Below are 23,236 nucleotides of genomic sequence, written 5' to 3'. Positions count from 1 at the left end.
AGGACCTGCGATCAGTCGTAGGTCCTTTTAAATTGGTTGAATCCAAGTAAAAACAAGCCGTTCGACACACTCGTTATTGACTTCATTCTCAATAAGCGTTAAAATGAATTATGCGGTGTAAGTTTCACTTGAGAGTATGCGAATTATGTACTCGATAGTTTTTTATAAATAGTGTGAATAGATAACACGAATACGTTATCTTCAGAGTATTTTGAAAAGCAAATTGGTACATGAGGTAGCTACTTCACTTGTACGCATTCTACTAGACCGAATATTCGGTCTATGTTTTTGTAATAAAAAAATATAGGAGGTGAGATTATCAATTATCCATTAGTAGTACTTATCGCAGCAATCATCTTCGGACCACTTGGTGGCTTCATTGGTTATACTGTCAGAAAAAACATCGCAGAGGGTAAGATCAAAAGCGCTGAAATAAGAGCAGCTGAGATTGTAACTGAAGCTAAGAAAATGGCAGAAGCAGAAAAGAAACTAAAAGTGGTTGAAGCCAAAGATGAAGTGCATCAACTTAGAATCGAACTTGATCGCGAAACTAAAGAACGTAGAGCAGAAATTCAAAATCTTGAAAAGAGAAATCTTCAAAAAGAAGAGCAACTTGATAAAAAATCTAATAATCTCGAAAAACGTGAGGAATCACTACAAAAAAGACAGAGTTCATTAGATAAGAAAGAAAACTCTCTTGAAGAACTTGAAAAGCAACACATCCTGGAGCTTGAAAAAGTATCCGGTATGACTTCTGACGAAGCTAAACGTCAATTGCTTGCCGATGTTGAAAAAGATGTGCAGCATGACGCGGTGATCTTGATTAAAGAAGCCGAAGGCAGAGTAAAAGAAGAGTCAAACAAAAGAGCTAGAGACATTATTTCTACAGCAATCCAACGTTGTGCTGCAGATCACGTCGCTGAGTCTACAGTATCTGTTGTAGATCTTCCAAACGACGAAATGAAAGGTCGCATCATCGGTAGAGAGGGTCGTAACATCAGAGCGCTTGAAACCTTAACAGGTGTTGACTTAATCATCGATGACACGCCAGAAGCGGTTATCTTATCCTCGTTCGATCCAATTAGACGTGAAACAGCGAGAATCGCTCTTGAAAAACTTATTCAAGACGGTAGAATCCACCCAGCTAGAATTGAGGAAATGGTCGAAAAAGCTAAGAAAGAAATCGATCAAAGACTTAAGGAAGCTGGAGAAAACGCAACATTTGAAGTGGGTATCCACAATCTTCATCCAGAACTTGTCAAACTTCTTGGAAGACTTCATTTCAGAACAAGTTATGGGCAGAACGTACTTAAACATTCAATCGAAGTCGCTCAGCTTTCAGGAATCATGGCTGCAGAACTTGGCGTAGATACTAGAATTGCTAAACGTGCCGGTCTTTTACATGATATCGGTAAGGCGGTCGACCATGAAGTAGAAGGTACGCATATCGAAATCGGTATGAACTTATTGAAGCGTTTCAAAGAATCAAAAGCTGTGATCCATGCTATGAGTACCCACCACGGTGATTACGAGCCTGAATCCATCGAAGCTATTCTTGTTACAGCTGCAGACGCCTTATCGGCGGCAAGACCAGGAGCTAGAAGAGAAACGCTTAACACTTACATCAAACGTTTAGAAGCACTTGAAACTATTTCTAACTCGTACGATGGCGTTGAGAAGTGTTTTGCAATTCAAGCGGGTCGTGAAGTTCGTATCATGGTAGTACCAGAAAAAATCACTGATGATGAGATGGTACTGATGGGTCGTGAGATCAGAAAACGCATTGAGGAAGAACTGGATTATCCAGGTCAGATCAAAGTGAGCATGATCAGAGAATCACGTTCTGTCGAATATGCAAAATAGATTGACGGTAAACATCTGACAATCGATAACTAAGAAACCAAAACCGTTTAGGGATTCACCCTAAACGGTTTTTTAGTGCATGAAATCCAATCGCATATAAAACTTATATGTAAAAAACTTGTTTAGCATGCTTTAGATAGGGCATATATTTAGTGTAGCATTATCGTAATGCGACTTAGAACATCTATACTACATTACATGGTCTAATCTATGAAATCTTAAAAGCACTACTCAAAGGAGGACGCTAATGGAAATTCTAAAGGTATCTGCTCGTTCTAACCCCAACTCAGTAGCAGGAGCGCTCGCTGGTGTCTTGAGAGAGAATGGACACGCCGAGATGCAAGCTATCGGAGCAGGTGCGATCAATCAAGCTATTAAAGCTATTGCAATTGCCAGAGGTTTTGTAGCACCAACAGGTATCGATCTTGTTTGCATACCTGCGTTTACAGACATCATGATTGACGACGAGGAACGTACAGCCATCAAATTGATCGTACAACCTAGATAAGCCCTTTGTGGACCCTAACAGGTCCTTTTTTATTGCTACTAGATAAACTCGATTTCATAACTCCAGCTTATAAGTATATTACAAACGATTAACCTTATGTTTATTGAATTGTTCGGTTAACTCGTCTATAATGAATGTGTAAGCTTTAACCCCGATATAAAAGGAGCCCGAAATGACTGATAAATACAATAATCCACTGATCACAAGATATGCAAGTGTTGAGATGCAGAATCTTTTTTCTGACGACGTCAAGTTCTCCACATGGAGAAAATGTTGGATCGCTCTTGCCGAAGCCGAAAAAGAGCTCGGTCTGGATATAAAAGACGAACAAATAGAAGAAATGAAAAAGCATGTGACAGACATCAATTATGATCGTGCGAGAGCAATCGAAAAAGAGACACGTCACGACGTAATGAGCCATGTTCATGCGTTTGGAGAGCAGTGCCCTAAGGCTATGCCAATTATCCACCTTGGAGCAACCAGTGCCTTTGTAGGTGGCAATACCGACATGCTTGTCATGTATCAAGGTCTAAACATGCTTAAAAAGAAGCTTGCTACCTTAATCGCTAACTTCTCGGCATTCGCAGACGAACACAAATCACTGCCAACTCTCGGCTATACGCATTTCCAACCTGCTCAACCAACTACTGTGGGTAAGAGGGCTGTTTTATGGATGCAGGATCTTGTACTTGACTACAACGACCTCAACTACCTCATCGAGACACATTACTTAAGAGGTGCAAAAGGCACTACCGGTACACAGGCCAGCTACCTGAATCTTTTTGAAGGCGATCACGACAAAGTTCAGCAGTTAGATCAGCTTGTTTGTGAGAAACTCGGTCTAAAAAATCCTATTCCGGTGACTGGACAGACTTACTCGCGAAAACTGGATTCAAGAATCTTAAACGTATTAAGTGGGATAGCGCAGTCGATGCACAAGATCACAAATGACTTAAGACTCCTTCAAAATATGAAAGAGGTTGAAGAACCATTTGAAAAGAAACAGATCGGATCTTCTGCAATGGCATACAAGCGAAATCCGATGAGATCGGAAAGAATAGCGTCACTCTCTAGAATTGTAATGGCGAATGCGATGAATCCTGTAATGACTGTCAGCACACAGTGGTTCGAAAGAACACTTGACGATTCAGCCAACAGAAGAATAAGCCTGCCGGAAACCTTTTTAGCTGTCGATGCCATTCTTGACATAGGTATCAACGTATCGAACGGTCTTGTCGTTTATCCCAAGGTCATCAGAAAGAACTTGATGAGCGAACTTCCATTCATGGCCACAGAAAACATCATTATGGCTTGTGTTAAAAATGGCGGTGACAGACAGGAGTTACACGAAGCGATCAGAGTCCATTCGATGGCTGCTGCAAAAGTAGTTAAAGAAGAGGGCGGTCAAAATGATTTACTGCATAGAATCGTTGCAGATGAGTTATTCGGACTAAACGAAGCGGATATCGAAGCGCTCATGGAACCATCACAGTACGTTGGACGATCACCAGAACAAGTCGACTGGTTCAATGAGACAATAGTTAAACCTATCTTAGACGAGTTCGAAGGCGATTTGGCCGGTAATGTGGATTTGAAGGTTTAGTAATTGATTATCGGATGATTAGTGATTGATGATTGGTGTTTAGAAGATAGAAGAATGTATGATTAGAAATTTGAGCCCATCTGTTGTAGATGGGCTCTTTTATATCCAGAATCCAGTGTTGAGCACCAATATTTATCATTTTCCTCTTGCTATACCTATGTCATTTTTGTAAAATAGTAAGGTATGAAAGGGGATTATTCATGACACTCGAGCAAATCAAAGCATACTGTTTAGCAAAGCATGGTACTACAGAAGAATACCCATTCGATTTTGATACATTGGTATTTAAAGTGATGAATAAGATGTACGCGCTTATTATTGTTCGAGGTGCCGAAATCAACATCAATTTGAAATGCGATCCAGAGCTTGCCATTGTCCTGCGCCATCAGTACCAGAATGTCACTGAAGGATATCACATGAACAAGAAGCACTGGAACACGATCGTATTGCCTCATGAAGCTATGCCTGACAAGGAAGTAAAGAACTTGATCGACCATTCGTTTGATCTGGTGGTTTCGAACCTTAAGAAGTCTGAACGTCAGTACTTGGAGAGCCTAATTGAATAGCTGCTATCCGTTCATGCTTTTCTACGATTGTCTAGTTCCTGATATACACGATCAAAAGAAAGTCCATCTCTAAGCATAAGCACACTTAAATGATAAAATAGATCTGCAATTTCTTTAGACAGTCTTCCATCATTTTCAATAAAGGATTCCGCGACTTCACCGGCTTCCTCGATTATTTTTCTGATCAGCTTGCCCTTAGAACCCTTGTAGAGCTTCACCGTATAGGAGCCTTCCTGTCGCTTGTCGATAATTTCAGATAGGTAGTTTTCAAACCGGGTGAGATAATCAAAGGTTTTAAGATTTATCTGTTCTTCATCAGGATTGAAGCACGAAGACGTACCTGTGTGGCATGCGGGACCGCTTGGAATCACTTTGTACAACAAGGTGTCCTGATCGCAGTCCTGTCGCGATTCGATAAGCCTCATCGTATTTCCAGATGTTTCTCCCTTGAGCCAGATCTTATCTCGCGACCTGCTGAAGAAGTGGACAAGACCAGTTTCATTTGTCAGTTCAATCGCTTCTGAATTACTGTACGCAAGCATTAACACTTCTCCGGTCGTATAATTCTGTAGAATGGTAGGAATTAGATTAGACACGTATTGGTATTCCTTTCTTCGTTAAGTATGTTTTAACCTCATTAATCGTCAATTCGTTCTTGTGGAAGATCGAAGCCGCTAAAGCTCCTGTAGCACTTGTATTCATAAATACCGTCTCAAAATCAGCTAGCGAGCCGGCACCGCCCGAAGCGATGACCGGAAGAGCGAAGCGCTCATCGAGCATTTTGTGAAATGCGATATCGTAGCCCTTTTTTGTTCCGTCACAGTCGATTATGTTGACAACGAGTTCTCCAATTCCAGCTTCAACCAACCGTTCGATCCACTCTAGCGCATCAATCCCAGTTAGTTCTTTTCCACCTTTTGCGACAATCTCATAGGCTGATTTTTCAACGACATATTTTACATCTACTGAACCGACAATGCTCTGCTTGCCGTATTTTTGTGATGCGTCATAGATGAGCTGTATGTTCTTTAGCGCGCCGCTATTGATGCTGACTTTGTCTGCTCCGTTTTCAAACAATTGTTGAACATCTTCTAAGCTGTTCACTCCGCCACCGACGGTTAAAGGAATATTCACCACATCCGCTATCTCTTTCACGAGACTTCTTGTAATCAGCCGTTCATCCAGTCCCGCACCGATATCGTAGATCACAAGCTCGTCAGCTCCTTGCTCTGTATAATGGAGTGCCATCGTAATCGGATCACCTAGCTCTTTTACCGCTTCAAATTGAACCCCCTTGACAACTCTACCGCACTTGATGTCAAGGCAGGGGATAATTCTCTTTTTCAACATAGGCGATCTTCCTTTTCATAAAAGGCTTTTCCTATGATCGCGCCGTCATAACCAAGGTCTTCGAGAAGCTCAAGATCCTCTTTACAAGAAATTCCACCTGCAGCCATCATCTTCTTATCCAGAATCGATCTAGCGCGAGAGAAAAAATCGCTATTGGCACCCGACTGCATGCCGTCAGCCTGAATGTTTGTTATAATGATACCCGCGAGTTCCAGCCTGCTGATGGGGCTTATGATTTCACTAATGCTTTTTTGTGTGTCCTTGAGCCACCCACGTGTCATAATCTCGTTGTTCTTGATATCTAGAGATAATAGGATCCTATTGGGATATTCACTGACAAGTGACTCAAGAAGGGGATAGTCTTCAAAGAACATGGTACTTACGATGATATTCACTCCAAACTTAAGGAGTCTAATCGCATCTTCCTTTAGTCTGATGCCGCCTCCGACCTGCACAGGCATCTTCAGATCCGAAGCCAATTTGGAGATGATCTCCAAATTCCTCAAGGTCTCACCACGGGCGCCGTTCAGATTGATGATATGTACACCGTCAAAATCGGATGCGGTTATTTTTTTTGCAATCTCATAAGGATCGCCGTATTCGGTCACTCGATTGTAATCTCCTTGGATCAAGCGAACCACTTTACCATCATACAGGTCTATCGCTGCATATTTTTTCATTTTTTACTCCTTTAGTTTTGACGATTGACGTTTCAAGTAGTTTGATTCCATCCTTTCCGCTGATCTCAGGGTGAAACTGAAATCCTATGACGGCATCCTTTTCAATATAGGCAGGGAAGGGAAGGGAATAGGTGCAATTGTAACTGATTAGGTTCCGGTCGGCCAGTTGAACGTAATAACTGTGCACAAAGTAATAATCGGTAGCGGATAGGGTATCCTTCATCGGTACGCTGTTCCAACCCGTATGCGGAACTATCATTGTATCCGGTAAACGCCTCGATCGTCCTTTGAACCAGCAAAGTCCACTGACACCAGGTGCTTCATCAGAGGACTCAAACATGATCTGCATTCCTAAGCATATTCCGATAATAGGTCTGTTCGTTCTGAATCTATGATCAAGAACTTCGCGTAGTCCGTTTTCATCAATCGATCTCATTGCTCCATCGAACTTACCGACACCTGGTAAAATCACAACCGATGCGGATTCTATCAACTGGGCATCGGTTGTAAACACAATCCGCTGCGACAGATGCTTTAGGCTATTCACTAGGCTTGTAATATTTCCAACGCCATAATCAACAATCGCTATCATTTGACACCTCCCATACGACATTTCCTTTAGTAGAAGTACGGATGTCAGAAGAGGCAGTAATCGAACTTCTAAGCAATCTTCCTAAACCTTTGAATAAGGCTTCAACGATATGATGAGCGTTTTCTCCGCGGATCAGCGAGATATGAAGCGTTATCTTCGATTCCCTGACAAGCGCCTTTATAAATTCAGTAATCTCCTCAAAGGTCAACTGCCCATAGGATAAGGTCATAGGCTCGAAACCGGTCAAATTAAGATAGGACCTACCTGAGAGATCTATCGCCATGCTTAAGGCGCATTCATCCATCACCTGGGTAACGTCTGCATATCGAACACATTTTTCCTCGTGATATAACTCGTAGATATACCTTCCGATAAGATAACCGGTGTCCTCTAGGGTATGGTGCAAATCTATGGCGACGTCTCCGGTGCAGATTAAAGTAACTGGCTTGTTCAATTGGTTAAAGAAAGTCTCTAAAAAGTGATCCATCATGGCACTGCCTGTGCTGATCGAACTCGTTTCACTTTCTACAAGTGAGAGTGAGGTTTCTGAGGTCTGTCTAGTGATTCTTAGCATAATCCGGGTCCATCTCCTTTATAAGCCTTATGAGCTCATCAATTTCACTTTCAGTTCCGATGCTGATTCTTAAATAATCATCCAGCGCCCCCACAAAGCTTCTGATCTTAACGCCAGCAGTAGACAAGTAGTTTCTTAGCGTTTGAGCGTCTCTGCTATGTAACCAGACAAAGTTTCCGAAGCAGGCAACCGTACGGATATCGTCCACTGTACTCAGGGCAGTCATAAGCTTTTGTTTTTCAACTAACATGGCCTTCACATGCCGCCTCATCTCGTTCAAATCAAACTGCTTGCAGGCCAGTTGCGCACTAAAGTTGCCAATACGATAAGGGGATAGATAGGGGGTCAGAAGTTGCCGAACGGTACTGGACACAATCGTGTAACCGATTCTTAAACCCGCAAGTCCAAACGCCTTTGAAAGCGTACGAACGGTGATTATTCTCTTGTCGTCCTCCAGATAGACACTCACATCTTGATTTACGAACTCTACATAGGCCTCGTCGAGGATCAAATAGCTGTCACTAGGAAGGACGCTTATTATGCTATGCAAATCTTCTTTAGAATAGAGTTGGCCTGTAGGATTATTGGGATTACATAGGATAAAACCCTTGGGTCTGTGTTTCTTTATGAAAAAGATGATTCGGTCTACACTGGTATTAAGTAGTTCTAGATCCGGTACGACTTTGAGTTGCTTTAGACCGTTGATTGCTAGGTATCTGTCGTACTCTCCAAAGGAGGGTGAAAGTGTCATGACCTGATCGCCATTTTCAAACAAGGATCTGCAAAGCATATCCAAGAGTTCATCCGATCCGTTACCGAGCACGAGTCTTTCTTGATCGACGCCTGTGTAAGCAGAGAGTCGATCAAGCAGATCAGGATACGCCGCATCAGGATAGCGGTTGATCCACTCAGGATTTAAAGAGATCATGTCGATTTGTCTTGTGAATGGGTTCTCATTAGCGTTCAATTTCATAGCATCGTCCTCTTATTTCCAGGCTTTTTTTGTGATAAGGCAGTCGTTCGCATTCAGCGAGGATCATGCTCGCTTGATAGTCTTTTTCAGAGTATTCATGGTAGTGGATCACCTGGGACCCCTTTAGGAATGTATGCACCCCAAAACACGAGCTAAAACGAGCGGTTCCTGATGTAGGGAGTATGTGGTTTGAGCCGCTTGCATAATCGCCAATCGCCTCAGGACTTTGACTTCCATAGAAGATGGATCCTGCATTGCTAAACCTTGCAAGCTCGTCCTTCTTAAGACTTATCTGAATGGACAGATGTTCAGGCGCCAACCGGTTGGCAAGCTCAATGGCTTCTGCTAGCGATTCACAGTTTGTAATTGTCAGATTATCCATGCTGATTGCGGCACATGAGTTGTTATCAATCAGCAGCTGATCGCCGATCGCACTTTTGATCCTTTTACCGTCACTAGCGATTAGGATAAGGTGAAGCACCGCGTTCGGATCATGCTCAGCCTGGGCTAGCAAATCACTTGCAACATAAGAAGGATTTGAAGTCTCGTCTGCAACGACCATGAGTTCCGAAGGGCCCGCGAGCATGTCGATGCCTACATCGCCGAAGACTTGTTTTTTTGCCTCTGTGACATACTTGTTTCCAGGTCCTGTGATCAGATCTACTTTTCGAATGGTCTCTGTACCATATGCGCAAGCCGCAATAGCTTGAACACCACCGATAAAGTAGATTTCATCGATGCCTAAAAGCTCTGCGCACGACAAGATAAGTTTCTTTTGCTCAAGGTTGGAAGTGGGTGGGGTGAATAGCGCTATCTCCTTGACACCTGCCACTTGAGCGGGTATGACATTCATCAGAACACTCGAAGGATATGCAGCTAGACCGCCGGGAACGTAAACGCCGACTCTTTCGATAGGTGTCTGTTTCAAGGTGATTGTTTTGCTCTTGTCTTTCCAGACGATCGGTTCTTTTGGTAATTGCAGCTGTGCGAATGTCCTGATATTTCTTTCAGTGACTCTCAATGCGTTGAGAATTTCCATATCACAACTTTCAAAACTGCTTTTTAACTCCTCTTTGGTAACTTTCAGTCTTTCAAGGGCTACTTTATCAAATTTGACCGCATAGTCGAACAAGGACTGGTCTCCGCAGTCAATTACCGTATTGATTATTTCTCTTACCTGGCTGTATAGGGCAATTTTCTCATTCATCGATTAAGCTCCATTTATGCACAAGGCATCTGTAAAAAGATCGGGCAATTTCTTTTGCGAGGTCGTATAAAAAAGCTGTGAACGGATATCATTCACGCAAAAGAGCTCAGCCAATCCGTTGTCTTCTAGGGTTTTGCCAGTTTCGATGATATCTAAGATGCAATCAGAAAGTTTAAGGAGCGGTGCAATCTCAACTGAGCTGTTGACGGTCAACACATCACCGGCCATTCCTAGTTTCTTCAGTACGTTCTTGGCTTGAATCGGATATTTGGTCGCGATTTTAAGATACCTCATTTGGCTCAACTTCAATTGCGGAGGACCGGAAACACTCATCCGACATACGCCGATAGGTATTTCCTTAATAATCTTGAACTGACCCTGCATCTCGTCCAGCACGTCACGCCCGACAATTCCGTAATCAGCAACACCATTCTTTACAAAGGTCAGTATGTCATTTGATTTAAGCGGCAACAGATCAATGCCATACTCGTTATCACAAATGACCAGACTGCGACTTGCGTCTTTTGTAAAATTAAAACCGGATCCGTTAAGCTTTGTAAGTATCAATTCTTCCATTCTTCCTTTGGGTATCCCGATAAGTAATCGGGGAGAGGGGCTAGTGTATTCCATTGATTTGCTCCAATCTCAATCGATATGCTTCAATCGACATGATCTCCTTTTGCTTGCTAGAACTATAGCAGCACAACTCATCGCTTCCTACGACCACAATAATTTCATTATGACTGGCTTTTCTAAGCTCAAGGTAGACTTCCTTTACATTATCAAGATAGTCAAGCATACGAAAATGGCTGTTCAGCTCCTTGAATAAGTGTGTGTTTTTAAAGTTCGTGTTTGTCGTATCGATAATAAGACAGCTGTTTCTAGTGTTCATATGCATCCTCCTTATAAATAAAAAAACACCACTATCATCAGATAGCAGTGTTTAATAACAAAACCACCATCCAATGCAAAGCATTTGTCCATACAGAACAGAGCTTGCATCAGATGGCGGCAAAAGCCTTAACCATTAATAACAAACTCTCAAGTATGATGATGGTGATGTAGTGAAACGTAAAGCATCGGTTTAATTGACATAAAATTTCTCCTTGTGCGCTTTAGCACGCTAAAGTGTTTGACTAATAGTAACAGACCTTCTCACCGACTGTCAAGGGTAAAATGAAATTATTATCGAATAAGAGGGTAGGTTAAGCGGAAACTTGTATCCGTTTGGTCAACATTTGACGCCATATTCGCTATTTGTGTTACCGTTTGTATAATTAAATCGCCTATTGGATGCTTTTGCTTCGATATGACTAAACGGACCAATTACTCACAAAAGAACCTATAAGAGGAGTCGATTTATGAAATTGCATTTTATCATCTGAATAGATGTGAAAGCTCATCAAGAGTCCTTGAAATCAAAATCTTAGGTTGATCCAGCTGTTGGAAGACTTTATCCAACTATTCCTTAAATAAATATTTTGGGAATAGTTAATGCATATAGAAAGCTAAGGACCAATACTGAACCTAAATTTGGATACAACTAAGAATGCTCATATAAGACGGCTGTACAATTGATTGATACATCGGTTGATGATACATGTATCAAGCGGAATCGATTAAACAACTGTGTAAGCATAAAAAAGATCCTGATTAAATGTCTTGGACATATCAGAATCTTTTTTTGAATTATATCATATGATTTTAACCAATCAATCTAAGCGCCATATCAAATGCTTAATAATCATCTAACGACTCAAATATGTTCAAGTAATATTTCCAGTCACCATCCGGTATGTTGCCGACACGCCAGTAACTTACACCGCCATAGCCAGCGATGTGAGCCAACTCGATTTTGCTTGATACGCTGCGTCCATCTTCATACCAAATGACATTTTCAATCCCGTCATCGTCGATGTATCTCAGGTATGGCTGTTCGCTTAATTTGCTGTACTTACTGAAATCTTGAAAGCTGTCCGTTAGTTTTAGAAGTCGTTCATCAAGCTTGGCATACGTCGGTCGATACGGAAGCACACCCAATTCATTTGAATTTCCTATAAGAATCCCACGATCCATTTTCCACTGCACAATTGAAAAATTGATTTGCAGATTCAGCTTTTTCTTCTGCTGTGGTGTCAAGTTCAATTCGATCACTTTTTTCATATCCGTCATCACAAGATTGATGGGTGCTGCGGGTGTGACTGGAATATCTGTCAGCAGCATGTCCTGACTAAGATATTTTGAATCATAGTCATGAAACATCAGGATGACTGAATCCACTTGATCAATCATATCTGGTATCATCGAAATCTGATTCGGACCAACCGTTATTTTCAAATCAAGCCCCCTCACCTTCGCTTCCCTGCTAAAAGCGCTGACCAGCATCGGGTATAGGTCCTTATCTGATGTTTCACCTTCAAAATTGAGTGTTAGGCCGTCAAAAGTAAAATCGGCATCTGATACTTGCTTTGTGTCATAGCGATTGAAGAACAGTGCTGTCATTTCGTCAACAGTTTCTACCACGGCTTCAATCAATGTCAGATCCGCAAAGACTGATAGGCTCGTACTGATACCGAGGGACTTGTATTCCTTAAGGTTGGCGCCGTATTCCTGTGGCAATCTAAATCCGTAGCTGTTATAGCTATCAAAATCCAATGTCAGTTTATCGTCGACCAAGGTGTATGCCGCCCAAGAAAAATTCATGTCAGGCTTGTATCCCTCTTTGATCATGTCTATCAGCTGAGCGTGTTGACTCTGCGCGCTCAGCGCATAGAAAAGCTCATTATCAAAACTTTGCTCGCTCCTAAATACGAGTAGGCGCTTTAATATTACAGCTGCTTCAGCTCTTGTCAAGTGGTCTTCAGGAGCGAACAGCCCTATCCCCTTCCCTTTTAGCAGCTTCGATTCCAAACAGGCCCCGATAGCGAGAACATACTCGTCATTTACGTCCAGATCAGTAAATGAATCGATAAGCGTCATCGCCTGCAGTTCATCGATAGCAATCAGATTCTCCTTTAGCAGGAGCCTTCCAAGAAGTATAGAAGCATCTGCCCTGCTTAACTTGGCACCAAGCATCAAATCATTATCATAGATTTCAAGCTCTTGTGCGAGACGAAGATATGGAGCATACCAGGAATCTGTTGAAAGCTCGTCGATGTCATAGTCAGAGTTCCTTAGTAATAGCGTCATCCAAGTTTCGATGTTCAGTATTCCTTCAGGTTTGAAGGTCGTTTCACTCGTTCCATTTACAATCCCCATATTGTATAGCGTCTCGATGTCTTTGACCGCCCAATGATTTTGTGTATCGATAAAAGGACCCGCAAATGATACATCGATCGCCAAGAGCAACATGGTGACCATCATCAAATATTTTCTCATCACAACTCCTTTACCTTATCACAGTGAATGTTTTGTGATTAAATTATATCATAAGACCAATTGCGAACCTAGTATTATCAGTATCTTAAGAGTATAATATTACGTGTAGCCCACACAACTCATTATTACTGATTATCTATGACTGAGGAAAATAAATGACAAAATCCCGTGCTTTCACCTATGTAGCCATTGGTGTCCTAGGCGTTTCATTTTCACCGATTATCACTAAATCTGCCGAGTCGTCAGCGCTTTCGATCGCCATGTACCGATTGATTTTCGCCTGTCTGATCTTGCTGCTTTTAAATTATAAGCGAATCGACACACTTCTTCACCTGCCTGCCAAGGAGCGTTCCTGGTCGATGGTCAGCGGAGTCTTCCTCGCCCTGCATTTTTATTTTTGGATAGCTTCATTAAAGCTTACAAGCGTCGCAAGCGCGACCGTGCTTGTGAATGTTCATCCGATTGCGATATTGATTATCGGAGTTCTTCTTTACAAGGAAAAACCTAAGCCTTATCAGCTATTCGCTGTGACACTCACTCTGGTCGGCAGTTACGTCTTAGCACAATCCGACCTTACTCTGTCAAGAGACGTGATCATAGGTGATATTTACGCAGTAATCTCCGCGATGCTGTTCGCCTTTTATCTCACACTAGGTAAACTTAGTAGACAAACAATCACTACTTTTCAGTATACGATGTTTGTCTATGGGACATGCGCATTGACACTTATCCTTATGTCGATACTTACCGGCGGAGGCGCATTTGTCATAACTCACACATCGGACTGGTGGGTCTTTATCGGGCTGGCGGTTATCCCTACCCTATTCGGACACAGCATGTTCAATAAGGCACTAGAAGCTGTGAGCACATCCTTTATCTCATTAGCGGTTCTTGGCGAACCCATTCTTGCCTCGATCTGGGCCTTTCTGATCTTCAGGGAGTCTGTAACCGCTATACAAGTTGTTGGAATGGCCGTTGTTTTAATCGGCATAGCGATATATTACCTACCCGAAATGAGGTCGCAAACCTATGAAACGTGAAACCAGAGTACACAATAAGACGTCACGACCAGATAATCTGGTGATCTACGAAAGTGAACTGAAGGATCTGTGTGCGAGTATCGAATCTCAGATGCCAGATTACTTATATGACTATTTCATTTTTTTAAAAAGCGCGGTGGCGCTTACGACTAGACATGCCTATTTAAGCGATCTTCTTTTCTTCTTCAAATATCTTGTAAAGGAAACCTTGCTTACAAAAGCCGAACTGCCGATAGACATCCCACTTTCTGATATCGCAAAAATCAAGGCCAAGGACGTCAATCGCTTCATCGGGGACTACTGCTCCCATTACGAACTTGAAAAAGATGGAGTCAGATACGTGATGGAAAACAGGAACCGGTCGCTTTCAAGAAAAAAATCAGCGATCAGCGTGTTTTTCAAATTTATCTTCAGAGAAGAAATGATTCCTGTAAACATCACCACAGGATTCAATCCAATCAGGCTCCCAAAGCCCCAACCGGATGCCATAAAACGTCTGGCGATTGAAGAAGTGGCAACCATGATATCCGCTGTAGAAAAAGGAACCGGACTCACAGAAAAAGAGCGCGTCTACTGGGAAAGGACAAAATATCGTGACAAGGCGATCCTGGTTCTTTTCACAACCTACGGTCTAAGGCTTAAGGAGCTTCAGCAACTGAATCTAAGCTCCTTCAATTTCACCAGAGAAGAGTTCATGATCTACAGAAAACGAGGCAAGGAAGTACTGATGCCTATCAACAAGACCGCTCAGAAGGTCATCACTGACTATCTGACGTTCGAACGTGCCGAAGAGGAAAAATTGGATGCTGACAGCAAGGATGCACTCTTCTTGTCTCTTCAGATGACTAGAATGACCGAACGGGCAATCAGAAACCTTGTGAAAAAGTATACCTCCATCGCGATGAACACTTCCAGAAACCAAGGTTACAGTCCGCACAAGTTAAGGGCTACGGCGGCATCATCACTAATTGAATATGGCTTTTCAATCTACGATGTCCAAAACCTCATGGATCACGACAATATCACGACCACTCAACTTTACGCAGCGCATAGAAAGCACGCAAAGAGAGATATCTTGGAAAATTATGAATTGCTCGAATAGCCGACTAGAACCGGAACATAGAAGAAAAGAACTCACATTCCTGTGAGTTCTTTTTGTGTGGATATATCAAGTTAATGTCGATTCTCAGGGTTTGGCCTATGCTGCGGTCTTGAGCTGATTGATGATCAGTTGGTACTGGGATTCAAAGAGCGTCTTTACACCCGCGCTCATCTTGTTCCAGCTTCTGTTGATCTTGTTCATCACAAATTCCCTGCTTTGCGACCAGTTCAAGGCCCTGATATCGTGTGCGTAAGTAACCAGTGAGGAATACTGGGTGATATGGGCCATGGCGTCGGCGTTTGCGACACACATGGCTTCTACACTCTGGGGTGGCAATGACAAGCTGCCCCGATGAGTCTTGATCGCCTCTTTCACCTGTTCTGTCCTTTGGGGATCGAATCCTAAGGTGTTCAGTAGTTTCTCCGCCGCTTTCATGCCGTAAAGGTGATGCTGATGGTAGTACTTCTCGTCGACGATTCCGGCATAGTCATGCAGCAGCGCTGCCAGAATGCAAATCTCACGATCTGCTTGATGGGCGATTGCTAGGGCGTCTGAGTATTTTACGACTTCAAGGATATGGTTCTGCCAGATGCTTGTTCCAAACGGATTGGTATCACGGTAACATGCCTTTTCGACGATAAGGGCTACTTGATTAATGACTTGAGTCTGCAACATAAGAATTCACCTCGCTTGGTATTAGGATGATTTGTCCAGGATGAATTACGGAGCTGTCTAAGTTGTTTTCTGTTTCGATTATATGGATAAGTGCTCTGATATCGTCACCTTCTTGCTGTATGCTTTTAGCGATTTTCCACAGGGTATCACCGCTTTTTACATTGTACTCGGATAATGATTTAACTTCCATCGCATTACTGACCAAGTTTCCTGTAGCACTAAGCGCCGCAGTAAGAAAAAGTATTACCATGACGATAGTCAGCAATGTGCTTCTAACAAATCTCCTTCTATTTACCACTTTAAGCGTTTTCATATGAAACCTCCTCACCGAACGTGTGTTCTTGATGATTTAATTATAACCGAACACACGTTCTTTGACAAGCGAAAATAGCAAACATATGTTTGATATTTTCATCTTTTTTTGGTATACTATAAAAAAATGAAGGAGTTGAATGACATATGGCTACTGAACTAACGGATAAGCAAAGAGAAATACTAGCATTTATTGAAAGAGAAGTACATAGACGAAACATCCCACCCGCTGTTAGAGAAATTTGTGAAGCGGTAGGATTACATTCAACATCGACTGTGCACGGTCACCTACAGCGCCTTGAAAAGAAAGGTTATATCAAAAGAGATAAGACTAAACCGAGAACCATCGAAATTCTTAAGACTTCAGGTCTTGTCGAAGAATATGAGACAAGCAGCAATGTAATCGAGTTTCCAAAGCACGAGATCGCATCCGTACCCATTATCGGCAAGGTCACTGCCGGAGAACCCATACTCGCGCATGAGGAGTACGACGAGACCTTCCCTGTACCGATCGATTTCATCGATTCAGGAAAGCACTTCATGCTACGTGTTTCTGGCGACAGCATGATCGAGGCAGGCATATTCGATAGGGATTTCGTGCTTGTCAAACAGCAGAACACCGCCAACAACGGTGATATGGTGGTTGCGATGATCGAAGACTCCGCAACCGTGAAGACATTCTATAAAGAAGCCAACCGCATACGACTACAACCGGAAAATGCGTCACTCGACCCGATCTATGTGGAGTCGGTTCAAATTTTAGGAATTGTAAAAGGCGTTTTCAGAAAACTATAAAAAAAAGATCCGAATTGAATCGGATCTTTTTTCGCTTTTTTGATTCAAGGATGCTTCTTACTCCTCTACTAACTCTATGACATAATTCACAACAGGATCGATTCCATTAAGCAGGTCGTCTGATTTTGGTATGACCTCTACTGCAGGTATCACTGAAGGTGTCTCGATCATTTTCGTTGAGATCTTTTCGCTACTCACCCTAAAGCCCAATCCAGAATTCTTGAGTTCCTTAGCTGCGGTTGATGAGACCACCGTTGTGAACGGCGATCCGCCCGTAGGTTGCCCTATATGAATGGCACCGAAAGTCTTGACCATGAAGTGGGTGGTCATGCCGCCTGCTGAAAAGGTCTGACGGTTGGTAGCCACAAAAAGTCTTCCCGAATCAATCAGGTCATGTTTTCTGAAAAAGCTTTCAGAAAACGCCTGATAGAGCTGGGATGGATACCCACCACCGTTATCCCTTAAGTCGAAGAGCACGTACTCTGGATCATATTTATCAATATTCTCGCTTACTATCTGTCCGAACTCAGTTAGCGGCAGATTGGGATCCTCGTCAGAACATGAGGAGAACCTTACGACTAAGACCTTGTTGTCCGCAAACCATTCCTCTTTGTAAGGCCTGTTGCTTGTGTAAGTTCCCCAAAGCGAATAGTTTGTAAGGTTTCCGATGGTATACTGCGTATCCCAGTGGTCCGGGTTCGCGATTTTGATGTAACTCATCGAGGGAAGCGCGGTATCTCCTGACCCGGTAGTTACAGTAAGTTCCTCGAGGGTGTCCGTATAGTCGAACAGCTTGTAAAAGTAGGCATGGTGCAACTTGTCGATGGCACCTGACCTCATCCAGTAGATGCTCTCTTTGTTGGATATCTTCTCAAAATTCTTGACGATCTCTTCAATCTCGACGCCGTTTATCGAAATCACTTTTTCTCCGATCAGCTCGGCATAATCGGATAATGCGTTGACGATGAAGTAACCGTCTTCAAACTCATTGATCAGAATCGGAAGGTTCTCACTCGACTGCTCAGGATTCCACATGTCGATATGGCCGTCACCAATCGAGTAGACTAGTTCCCTAAAGCGCCATTCCCTTTGTGAATCCGTGAGACTTGGAATATCAGCTCTCAGCTGATTGAACATCTCTTCAAACGTCTCTTTGCCTATTTTTTGATAAGGACCTGTCGAATACCATTCCAGATCGTGCTTGAATTGGTCAAGGTCCTCTATCCACTGCTCTGCTGTCAACCCGTCCTCGCTGGCAGGCTCTGCAACTACCTCGGTGATGGCTTGCGTAGTCACTTGTGTTTGGTTTTGCGTCTGTTGATCCACCGTGCTATCGCTCGAACATGCACTAAGAATCACCGTTGCGGTCAATACCGCGACCAGTAAATATTTTTTCATATAATCCCCCTAATCCGTTATAGCATCAGTATATCACTTATCCCTATTTAAAAGACTACCCAAAGGTAGTCTTCATTAAAACTTAAGGTTAACTTAAGGTTGGATTTATTTAGTGATCGCCTCATAGGCAAGCATCGAACCGAGCTTGCTGTGGTCATAGGTCAGTCCGCCTTGGAAGAACACCGCATAGGGTTCCCTCATCGGTGCGTCAGCACTGAGTTCTATCGACGAGCCTTGTACAAACGCTCCTGCAGCCATGATGACCTTCGTATCGTATCCAGGCATATCCCAAGGATAAGGAGTCACATGGGAATCCACAGGTGCGGCATTCTGTATTGCCCTGCAAAAGGCGATGACCTTCTCTTCCGAGCCGAGCTTGACCGCTTGAATGATGTCACTCCTCGATTCGTTCCACTTGGGCTTGACGTCATACCCGGCATCCTCAAATAGCTTTGCTGTAAAGATAGCTCCTTTTATCGCACCAGCCACGACTTCGGGCGCAAGGAACAAGCCTTGTAGGATAGTTCTGGTCTGTCCGAACGTTAGTCCGCACTCCTTACCTATTCCGGGTGCGGTAAGCTTATGGGCGCATAGGTCGATGATGTCCTGTCGACCGACAAGATAACCGCCGGTGAGTGCGAGTCCGCCACCCGGATTCTTGATCAGTGAACCGGCACAAAGGTCGGCACCAACTTCAATCGGCTCCCTTTCTTCGATAAACTCTCCATAGCAATTGTCGACCATCACGATCATCTTGGGCCATTTCTGTTTGATCGCAGTGATCGCCTCTTCTATGTCGCTTATCGTAAGCGACCTTCTAAAGGCGTATCCGCTCGAGCGCTGGATGTAGACCATTTTAGTCTTCTCGTTTATCCTACTAAGCACCGTGTCGATCTGTATGGCGCCCGTCTCTGATAACTCTATCTCTTCATAGTTCACGCCGATCTCCATCAAGGACGATCCGTTAGGTCCGCTTAGTCCTATCGTCTCCTTCAAGGTATCATAAGGAGTTCCCGTGATGGCGAGCATCGTATCGTTGGGTCTTAATATGGCAGTGAGACCAAGCGTAAGCGCATGTGTTCCGTTCACCAGCTGCGGTCTGACGATGGCATCTTCCGCCTTAAAGATGATCGAGTAGATCGATTCCACCTTCTCCCGACCTTCGTCATTGTATCCGTAACCGGTCATCCAGCTGAAGTGTCTGTCAGACAGGTTCTCCGACTGCATCGCGGCAAGCACTTTATAAAAATTCAGCGTCTTGATCTTGTCGATGGCGCTGAATTTCGATTGCAGAGTCTCTTCGATCGCCGTAGCGTGTTCAAAGGTCTTGCTAGAAATATTAAAATGGTGATTCATCAGTACCTCTTTTCCCATAAAAACAGCCAGGCGCTTGGCCTGACTGAATTTTGCGATTCCTAAATTTCGTTTTCCTCACGCTTGTTTAAAAAATTGACAGGACGTGTCGGAATAATCGTTGAAATTGCATGTTTGTAAATCATCTGCTGTTTTCCATCAGAGTCGATAACGATCGTATAAGGATCAAAACCCTTAACCAATCCTTTTATTTGGTAGCCGCTTACTAAGAAAACTGTAATTTGAACATGTTCTTTTCTTACTTGATTTAAGAATACATCTTGTAGATTTAAATTGCTTTTCATGCAACCCCTCCCACTCTCTCTTTACTCGAACCTAGACACTACTCTATATACCCAAGTGATTCGGGTGTTAACAGGTATGACGCCCTATGTTCATTGTATTTTATAATCTTGATTTTACTGCTTCCATTATACCATTAATCGCCTGCAATTTACCATCAAATTCACTTAAATTCAGCCAATTTGCTTGATTGTAGCGTCTGAACCAGGTCAGCTGTCTTTTGGCATAACGTCTTGAATTCTGTTTCAGCGTATCAACCATGACCTCATAATCGTATGTTCCGTTCAAATAGGCGATGACTTCCTTGTATCCGATACCTTTCATCGACTGGTGATCGCTTGTGAGCCCCAGCTCCATCAGGCACCTAACCTCATCAAGAAGTCCCGCCTCGAGCATGATCTCCACTCTCAGATTGATTCTCTCGTATAGCTCATCCCTGTCGCGGTTGAGTACGAACAGATGCGGCAGATAAGAGGTTTCAGGGATAAGATCGGTCTTAAAATCCTCAGGGCTTCCACCCTGCAAGACAATCTCGAGCGCCCTCATCACCTTTCGTGTGTTGTTAAAGTGGATCCTTGAAGCTGAAGACGGGTCAAGGTCTTTAAGCTTTTGGTGAAACGCAATAGGTCCTATCTGTTGCAGTTCCTTTTCAAGGTTCACCCTAAGGGCGCTGTCGGCACTTTTTTCAGAAAACGGCATGTCGTACAAGAGACTGTTCACATAAAGACCGGTGCCGCCGGTGACGATGGGGACCTTTCCCCTGTCATGAAGCTCCTTGATGATCGATTTTGCAGCAAGGGAGTAGTCGGAAACGCTATAAGGCTCATGCGGATCCAAAAAATCCATAAGGTGATGTCTGATTCCTTGTTGTTCTTCTATCGTCGGCTTCGCAGATCCGATGGTCATGCCTTTATAGATCTGCATGGAATCACAAGAGATGATCTCTGTGTCAAGGTCTTTGGCTAAGGCGATGGTCGCCTCCGTCTTGCCGACTGCTGTTGGACCTGCGATGATTATCACTGGTTTATTGGCTTGCTTCATCATTGAATCCTCTTAAATTTCTTTTCAAATTCCTTTTCAGTCATTTCGATGATTATTGGTCTTCCATGAGGACATGTATAGGGATTCTCAAGTGTCTTGAGCAGTGAGAACAATCCTTGAATCTCGCTAAGCGAAAGGACATCCCTGGCTTTGACAGCCGCCCTGCACGATGCCCTGATGACATCTTCTGCGAAGTGACTGTTGAGCGTTTCGCTCTTTTCCTCTTCAAAGCGGTCAAGAAGCGACTGGATGGTATCCTGACTAAGAGGCACGCCTTTGATCACCGGAACAGAACGGATGACCCATGCGTGCTCTCCGAACGGCTCAACTGTAACGCCCAATCTCATCAGCCATCTGATCGCATCCTCCTGGTCGGCCCTAGAGGCCAAATCGCCCTCGTAGACGAAGGCCTGAAGCAGCATCTGACTTTCGACCCTGTCCTCTTTGAATGCGCTGATGAACTGCTCATATAGCACCCGCTCATGGGCGGCGTGCTGATCGACGATAAAGGCGCTATGTCCTCTTTCGCAGATGATATACGTTGAAAAGAGGGTTCCGATAACATGTAAATCGTCATAGAGGGTCGAAAGCTCAACCGGAGTCACATCAAGCGCCACCTGTTCTCCTTCGTCCGTCCTAGGGGTAGGCTGGGTATCGAAGAAGTCTGTGATAAGATCATCTGTCACAAGATCATCAAAAGTCTCATCCGTCAAGGCGGCATCAAGCTTTGCCATGATATCGCCTGTGATCGTCATATCAAGCATCGCTTCGGGTTCCTTCACAGAATCCTGATAGACGGGAACCTGAACGCTATCTGGAATGTAGACAGCGGATTCCTTAGTCCTAACAGGAGGTTCGGGACGGTTTTCAACCGATATCCTGGATGTTGTTGTCTCAACTGAAGCGACCTTGTCCGACAACGTGACTTTGGGTACAAGGTCGACCCCCATCAGCGCATGCTTGATGGTGGTGAACAGGAATCCCTCAATCGCAAGAGGTTCTTTGAACCTTATCTCGGTTTTTGAGGGATGGATATTGACATCCACATGATCAAAAGGAGTTTCAATCGCCAAGGCGTAAACTCCGAATTTCCCTATCGTGGTGAGACCCTTATATGCGTTGTTGACGGTTTTTTGGATATCATCCGACTTCACGTATCTGCCGTTGACAAAGAGCATCTGATACTTCCTGTTGCCTCTAGTATAACTGGGCTTCGATACGAATCCCGAAATGACATACTTGTCGGTCTTGGCTTCAACAGGGATCATATGCCTTACAAGCTCTCTGCCGTAGATATGCATAAGGGCGTTTTGAAGCTTAGCCTTTCCATCGGTTCTGTAGGCTTCCCTGCCGTCTACAATTAACGTGAATCGGATCTCGGTGTGGGATAAGGCCAATTTGTTCACAAGGTCAACAATAACAGATTGCTCCGCCTGATTGGACTTTAAAAACTTGAACCTGACCGGCGTATTGTAGAACAGATCCCTGATGATCAGGGTAGTTCCATCTGTCGTACCGATTTGCTCAGCACTTCCAAGTACACCGCCATTCACAGTTACCTTGTGGCCTGTCTCGTCATTCTTTGTCTTAGTGACAAGCTCCACTCGTGACACCGAGGCGATACTGGCAAGCGCCTCGCCCCTGAACCCCAAGGTGCTGATCTTATAGATGGCTTCGACACTGTCTATCTTACTGGTCGCGTGCCTTTCAAAAGCCAAAGGAAGCTCCTCGTACGGAATGCCCGAACCATTGTCGCTGATTCGGATATAGGATTTTCCAGCATCTTTTATTTCGATTGTAATTGCCGTCGCTCCTGCGTCGATTGAGTTTTCGACGAGTTCCTTCACCACCGCTGCGGGCCGTTCCACCACTTCGCCAGCGGCGATCTTATTGCTTATGCTCGGATCTAATTTTCTTATCATG

Annotated in this window: 24 protein-coding genes; 7 read left to right on the top strand and 17 right to left on the bottom strand. The window is 43.7% G+C overall.

Annotation, left to right across the window (positions count from 1 at the left end):
- Nucleotides 1-303 precede the first annotated feature (303 nt).
- The 4 genes from rny (at nucleotide 304) to DWB64_RS08740 (ending at nucleotide 4,540) form a co-directional block, all read left to right on the top strand.
- Nucleotides 304-1,863, top strand: a complete 1,560-nt coding sequence (gene rny / locus DWB64_RS08755; RefSeq protein ID WP_129487846.1) for a ribonuclease Y — start codon at nucleotides 304-306, stop codon at nucleotides 1,861-1,863.
- 247 nt (nucleotides 1,864-2,110) lie between these two features.
- Nucleotides 2,111-2,371: a stage V sporulation protein S gene (locus tag DWB64_RS08750; protein WP_129487845.1), complete on the top strand. Its 261-nt coding sequence runs from the start codon at nucleotides 2,111-2,113 to the stop codon at nucleotides 2,369-2,371.
- A gap of 172 nt (nucleotides 2,372-2,543) precedes the next feature.
- A complete protein-coding gene (gene purB / locus DWB64_RS08745; RefSeq protein ID WP_129487844.1) occupies nucleotides 2,544-3,974 on the top strand; it encodes an adenylosuccinate lyase in 1,431 nt (476 codons plus the stop codon).
- Nucleotides 3,975-4,174: 200 nt separating this feature from the next.
- The gene (locus DWB64_RS08740) at nucleotides 4,175-4,540 is read left to right on the top strand and encodes an MmcQ/YjbR family DNA-binding protein (protein WP_129487843.1); all 366 of its coding nucleotides are present in this window, start codon (nucleotides 4,175-4,177) and stop codon (nucleotides 4,538-4,540) included.
- An 11-nt stretch (nucleotides 4,541-4,551) separates the two neighbouring features.
- Here DWB64_RS08740 and hisIE read toward each other — a convergent pair whose 3' ends face one another.
- From hisIE to DWB64_RS08690, 10 genes are all read right to left on the bottom strand, one after another.
- Nucleotides 4,552-5,088: a bifunctional phosphoribosyl-AMP cyclohydrolase/phosphoribosyl-ATP diphosphatase HisIE gene (gene hisIE / locus DWB64_RS08735; protein ID WP_243118970.1), complete on the bottom strand. Its 537-nt coding sequence runs from the start codon at nucleotides 5,086-5,088 to the stop codon at nucleotides 4,552-4,554.
- Nucleotides 5,089-5,128: 40 nt separating this feature from the next.
- Entirely contained in the window at nucleotides 5,129-5,890 is a 762-nt protein-coding gene (gene hisF, locus DWB64_RS08730) for an imidazole glycerol phosphate synthase subunit HisF (protein WP_129487841.1), read from the bottom strand.
- Nucleotides 5,884-6,570 (bottom strand): HisA/HisF-related TIM barrel protein, encoded by a 687-nt coding sequence (locus DWB64_RS08725; protein ID WP_129487840.1) that lies wholly within the window; start codon nucleotides 6,568-6,570, stop codon nucleotides 5,884-5,886. Before DWB64_RS08725 ends, hisF begins: the two co-directional genes overlap by 7 nt.
- Complete coding sequence (gene hisH / locus DWB64_RS08720; protein ID WP_164980320.1) at nucleotides 6,539-7,162, bottom strand: imidazole glycerol phosphate synthase subunit HisH; 624 nt, start codon at nucleotides 7,160-7,162, stop codon at nucleotides 6,539-6,541. The genes DWB64_RS08725 and hisH overlap by 32 nt, the downstream gene beginning before the upstream one ends.
- A complete protein-coding gene (locus DWB64_RS08715; RefSeq protein WP_129487838.1) occupies nucleotides 7,146-7,736 on the bottom strand; it encodes an imidazoleglycerol-phosphate dehydratase in 591 nt (196 codons plus the stop codon). Before DWB64_RS08715 ends, hisH begins: the two co-directional genes overlap by 17 nt.
- Nucleotides 7,720-8,709, bottom strand: coding sequence for a histidinol-phosphate transaminase (locus DWB64_RS08710; RefSeq protein ID WP_129487837.1), 990 nt, complete (start codon nucleotides 8,707-8,709; stop codon nucleotides 7,720-7,722). Before DWB64_RS08710 ends, DWB64_RS08715 begins: the two co-directional genes overlap by 17 nt.
- A complete protein-coding gene (hisD, locus tag DWB64_RS08705) occupies nucleotides 8,693-9,916 on the bottom strand; it encodes a histidinol dehydrogenase (RefSeq protein ID WP_129487836.1) in 1,224 nt (407 codons plus the stop codon). Before hisD ends, DWB64_RS08710 begins: the two co-directional genes overlap by 17 nt.
- A 3-nt stretch (nucleotides 9,917-9,919) precedes the next feature.
- Entirely contained in the window at nucleotides 9,920-10,546 is a 627-nt protein-coding gene (gene hisG, locus DWB64_RS08700) for an ATP phosphoribosyltransferase (protein WP_129487835.1), read from the bottom strand.
- A complete protein-coding gene (locus DWB64_RS08695; RefSeq protein ID WP_129487834.1) occupies nucleotides 10,533-10,808 on the bottom strand; it encodes a hypothetical protein in 276 nt (91 codons plus the stop codon). Before DWB64_RS08695 ends, hisG begins: the two co-directional genes overlap by 14 nt.
- Nucleotides 10,809-11,653: 845 nt before the next feature.
- Nucleotides 11,654-13,294 carry a glycosyl hydrolase family 18 protein gene (locus tag DWB64_RS08690; RefSeq protein ID WP_129487833.1) on the bottom strand — a complete coding sequence of 547 codons (1,641 nt, stop codon included), beginning with the start codon at nucleotides 13,292-13,294 and terminating at the stop codon, nucleotides 11,654-11,656.
- A 155-nt stretch (nucleotides 13,295-13,449) separates the two neighbouring features.
- Here DWB64_RS08690 and DWB64_RS08685 point away from each other — a divergent pair, with 155 nt between their 5' ends.
- Nucleotides 13,450-14,334 (top strand): DMT family transporter, encoded by an 885-nt coding sequence (locus DWB64_RS08685; protein WP_129487832.1) that lies wholly within the window; start codon nucleotides 13,450-13,452, stop codon nucleotides 14,332-14,334.
- Nucleotides 14,324-15,436: a tyrosine-type recombinase/integrase gene (locus DWB64_RS08680; protein WP_129487831.1), complete on the top strand. Its 1,113-nt coding sequence runs from the start codon at nucleotides 14,324-14,326 to the stop codon at nucleotides 15,434-15,436. The genes DWB64_RS08685 and DWB64_RS08680 overlap by 11 nt, the downstream gene beginning before the upstream one ends.
- Nucleotides 15,437-15,532: 96 nt before the next feature.
- Here DWB64_RS08680 and DWB64_RS08675 read toward each other — a convergent pair whose 3' ends face one another.
- Nucleotides 15,533-16,111: an HD domain-containing protein gene (locus tag DWB64_RS08675; RefSeq protein WP_129487830.1), complete on the bottom strand. Its 579-nt coding sequence runs from the start codon at nucleotides 16,109-16,111 to the stop codon at nucleotides 15,533-15,535.
- Nucleotides 16,089-16,424, bottom strand: a complete 336-nt coding sequence (locus DWB64_RS08670) for a LysM peptidoglycan-binding domain-containing protein (protein WP_129487829.1) — start codon at nucleotides 16,422-16,424, stop codon at nucleotides 16,089-16,091. Before DWB64_RS08670 ends, DWB64_RS08675 begins: the two co-directional genes overlap by 23 nt.
- 146 nt (nucleotides 16,425-16,570) lie before the next feature.
- Between DWB64_RS08670 and lexA the strand changes: the two genes are divergently transcribed.
- Nucleotides 16,571-17,218 carry a transcriptional repressor LexA gene (lexA, locus tag DWB64_RS08665; RefSeq protein WP_129487828.1) on the top strand — a complete coding sequence of 216 codons (648 nt, stop codon included), beginning with the start codon at nucleotides 16,571-16,573 and terminating at the stop codon, nucleotides 17,216-17,218.
- Nucleotides 17,219-17,275: 57 nt separating this feature from the next.
- On the opposite strand, the gene DWB64_RS08660 is transcribed toward lexA, so the two are convergent.
- The 5 genes from DWB64_RS08660 to mutL all read right to left on the bottom strand — a co-directional run bounded on the left by DWB64_RS08660 (nucleotide 17,276) and on the right by mutL (nucleotide 23,235).
- Nucleotides 17,276-18,616, bottom strand: coding sequence for a hypothetical protein (locus DWB64_RS08660; RefSeq protein WP_129487827.1), 1,341 nt, complete (start codon nucleotides 18,614-18,616; stop codon nucleotides 17,276-17,278).
- Between the two features lie 105 nt (nucleotides 18,617-18,721).
- Nucleotides 18,722-19,972, bottom strand: a complete 1,251-nt coding sequence (locus DWB64_RS08655) for a methionine gamma-lyase family protein (RefSeq protein WP_243118964.1) — start codon at nucleotides 19,970-19,972, stop codon at nucleotides 18,722-18,724.
- Nucleotides 19,973-20,031: 59 nt separating this feature from the next.
- Nucleotides 20,032-20,274 (bottom strand): RNA chaperone Hfq, encoded by a 243-nt coding sequence (gene hfq, locus DWB64_RS08650; protein WP_129487825.1) that lies wholly within the window; start codon nucleotides 20,272-20,274, stop codon nucleotides 20,032-20,034.
- Between the two features lie 100 nt (nucleotides 20,275-20,374).
- Complete coding sequence (miaA, locus tag DWB64_RS08645) at nucleotides 20,375-21,316, bottom strand: tRNA (adenosine(37)-N6)-dimethylallyltransferase MiaA (protein ID WP_243118963.1); 942 nt, start codon at nucleotides 21,314-21,316, stop codon at nucleotides 20,375-20,377.
- Nucleotides 21,313-23,235, bottom strand: coding sequence for a DNA mismatch repair endonuclease MutL (gene mutL, locus DWB64_RS08640; RefSeq protein WP_129487824.1), 1,923 nt, complete (start codon nucleotides 23,233-23,235; stop codon nucleotides 21,313-21,315). The genes miaA and mutL overlap by 4 nt, the downstream gene beginning before the upstream one ends.
- Nucleotide 23,236: the final 1 nt, after the last annotated feature.

Source organism: Fusibacter sp. A1, assembly GCF_004125825.1.
In the GTDB taxonomy this organism is placed as follows: Bacteria; Bacillota; Clostridia; order Peptostreptococcales; family Acidaminobacteraceae; genus QQWI01.
This window is presented reverse-complemented; position numbering and strand designations above follow the sequence as displayed.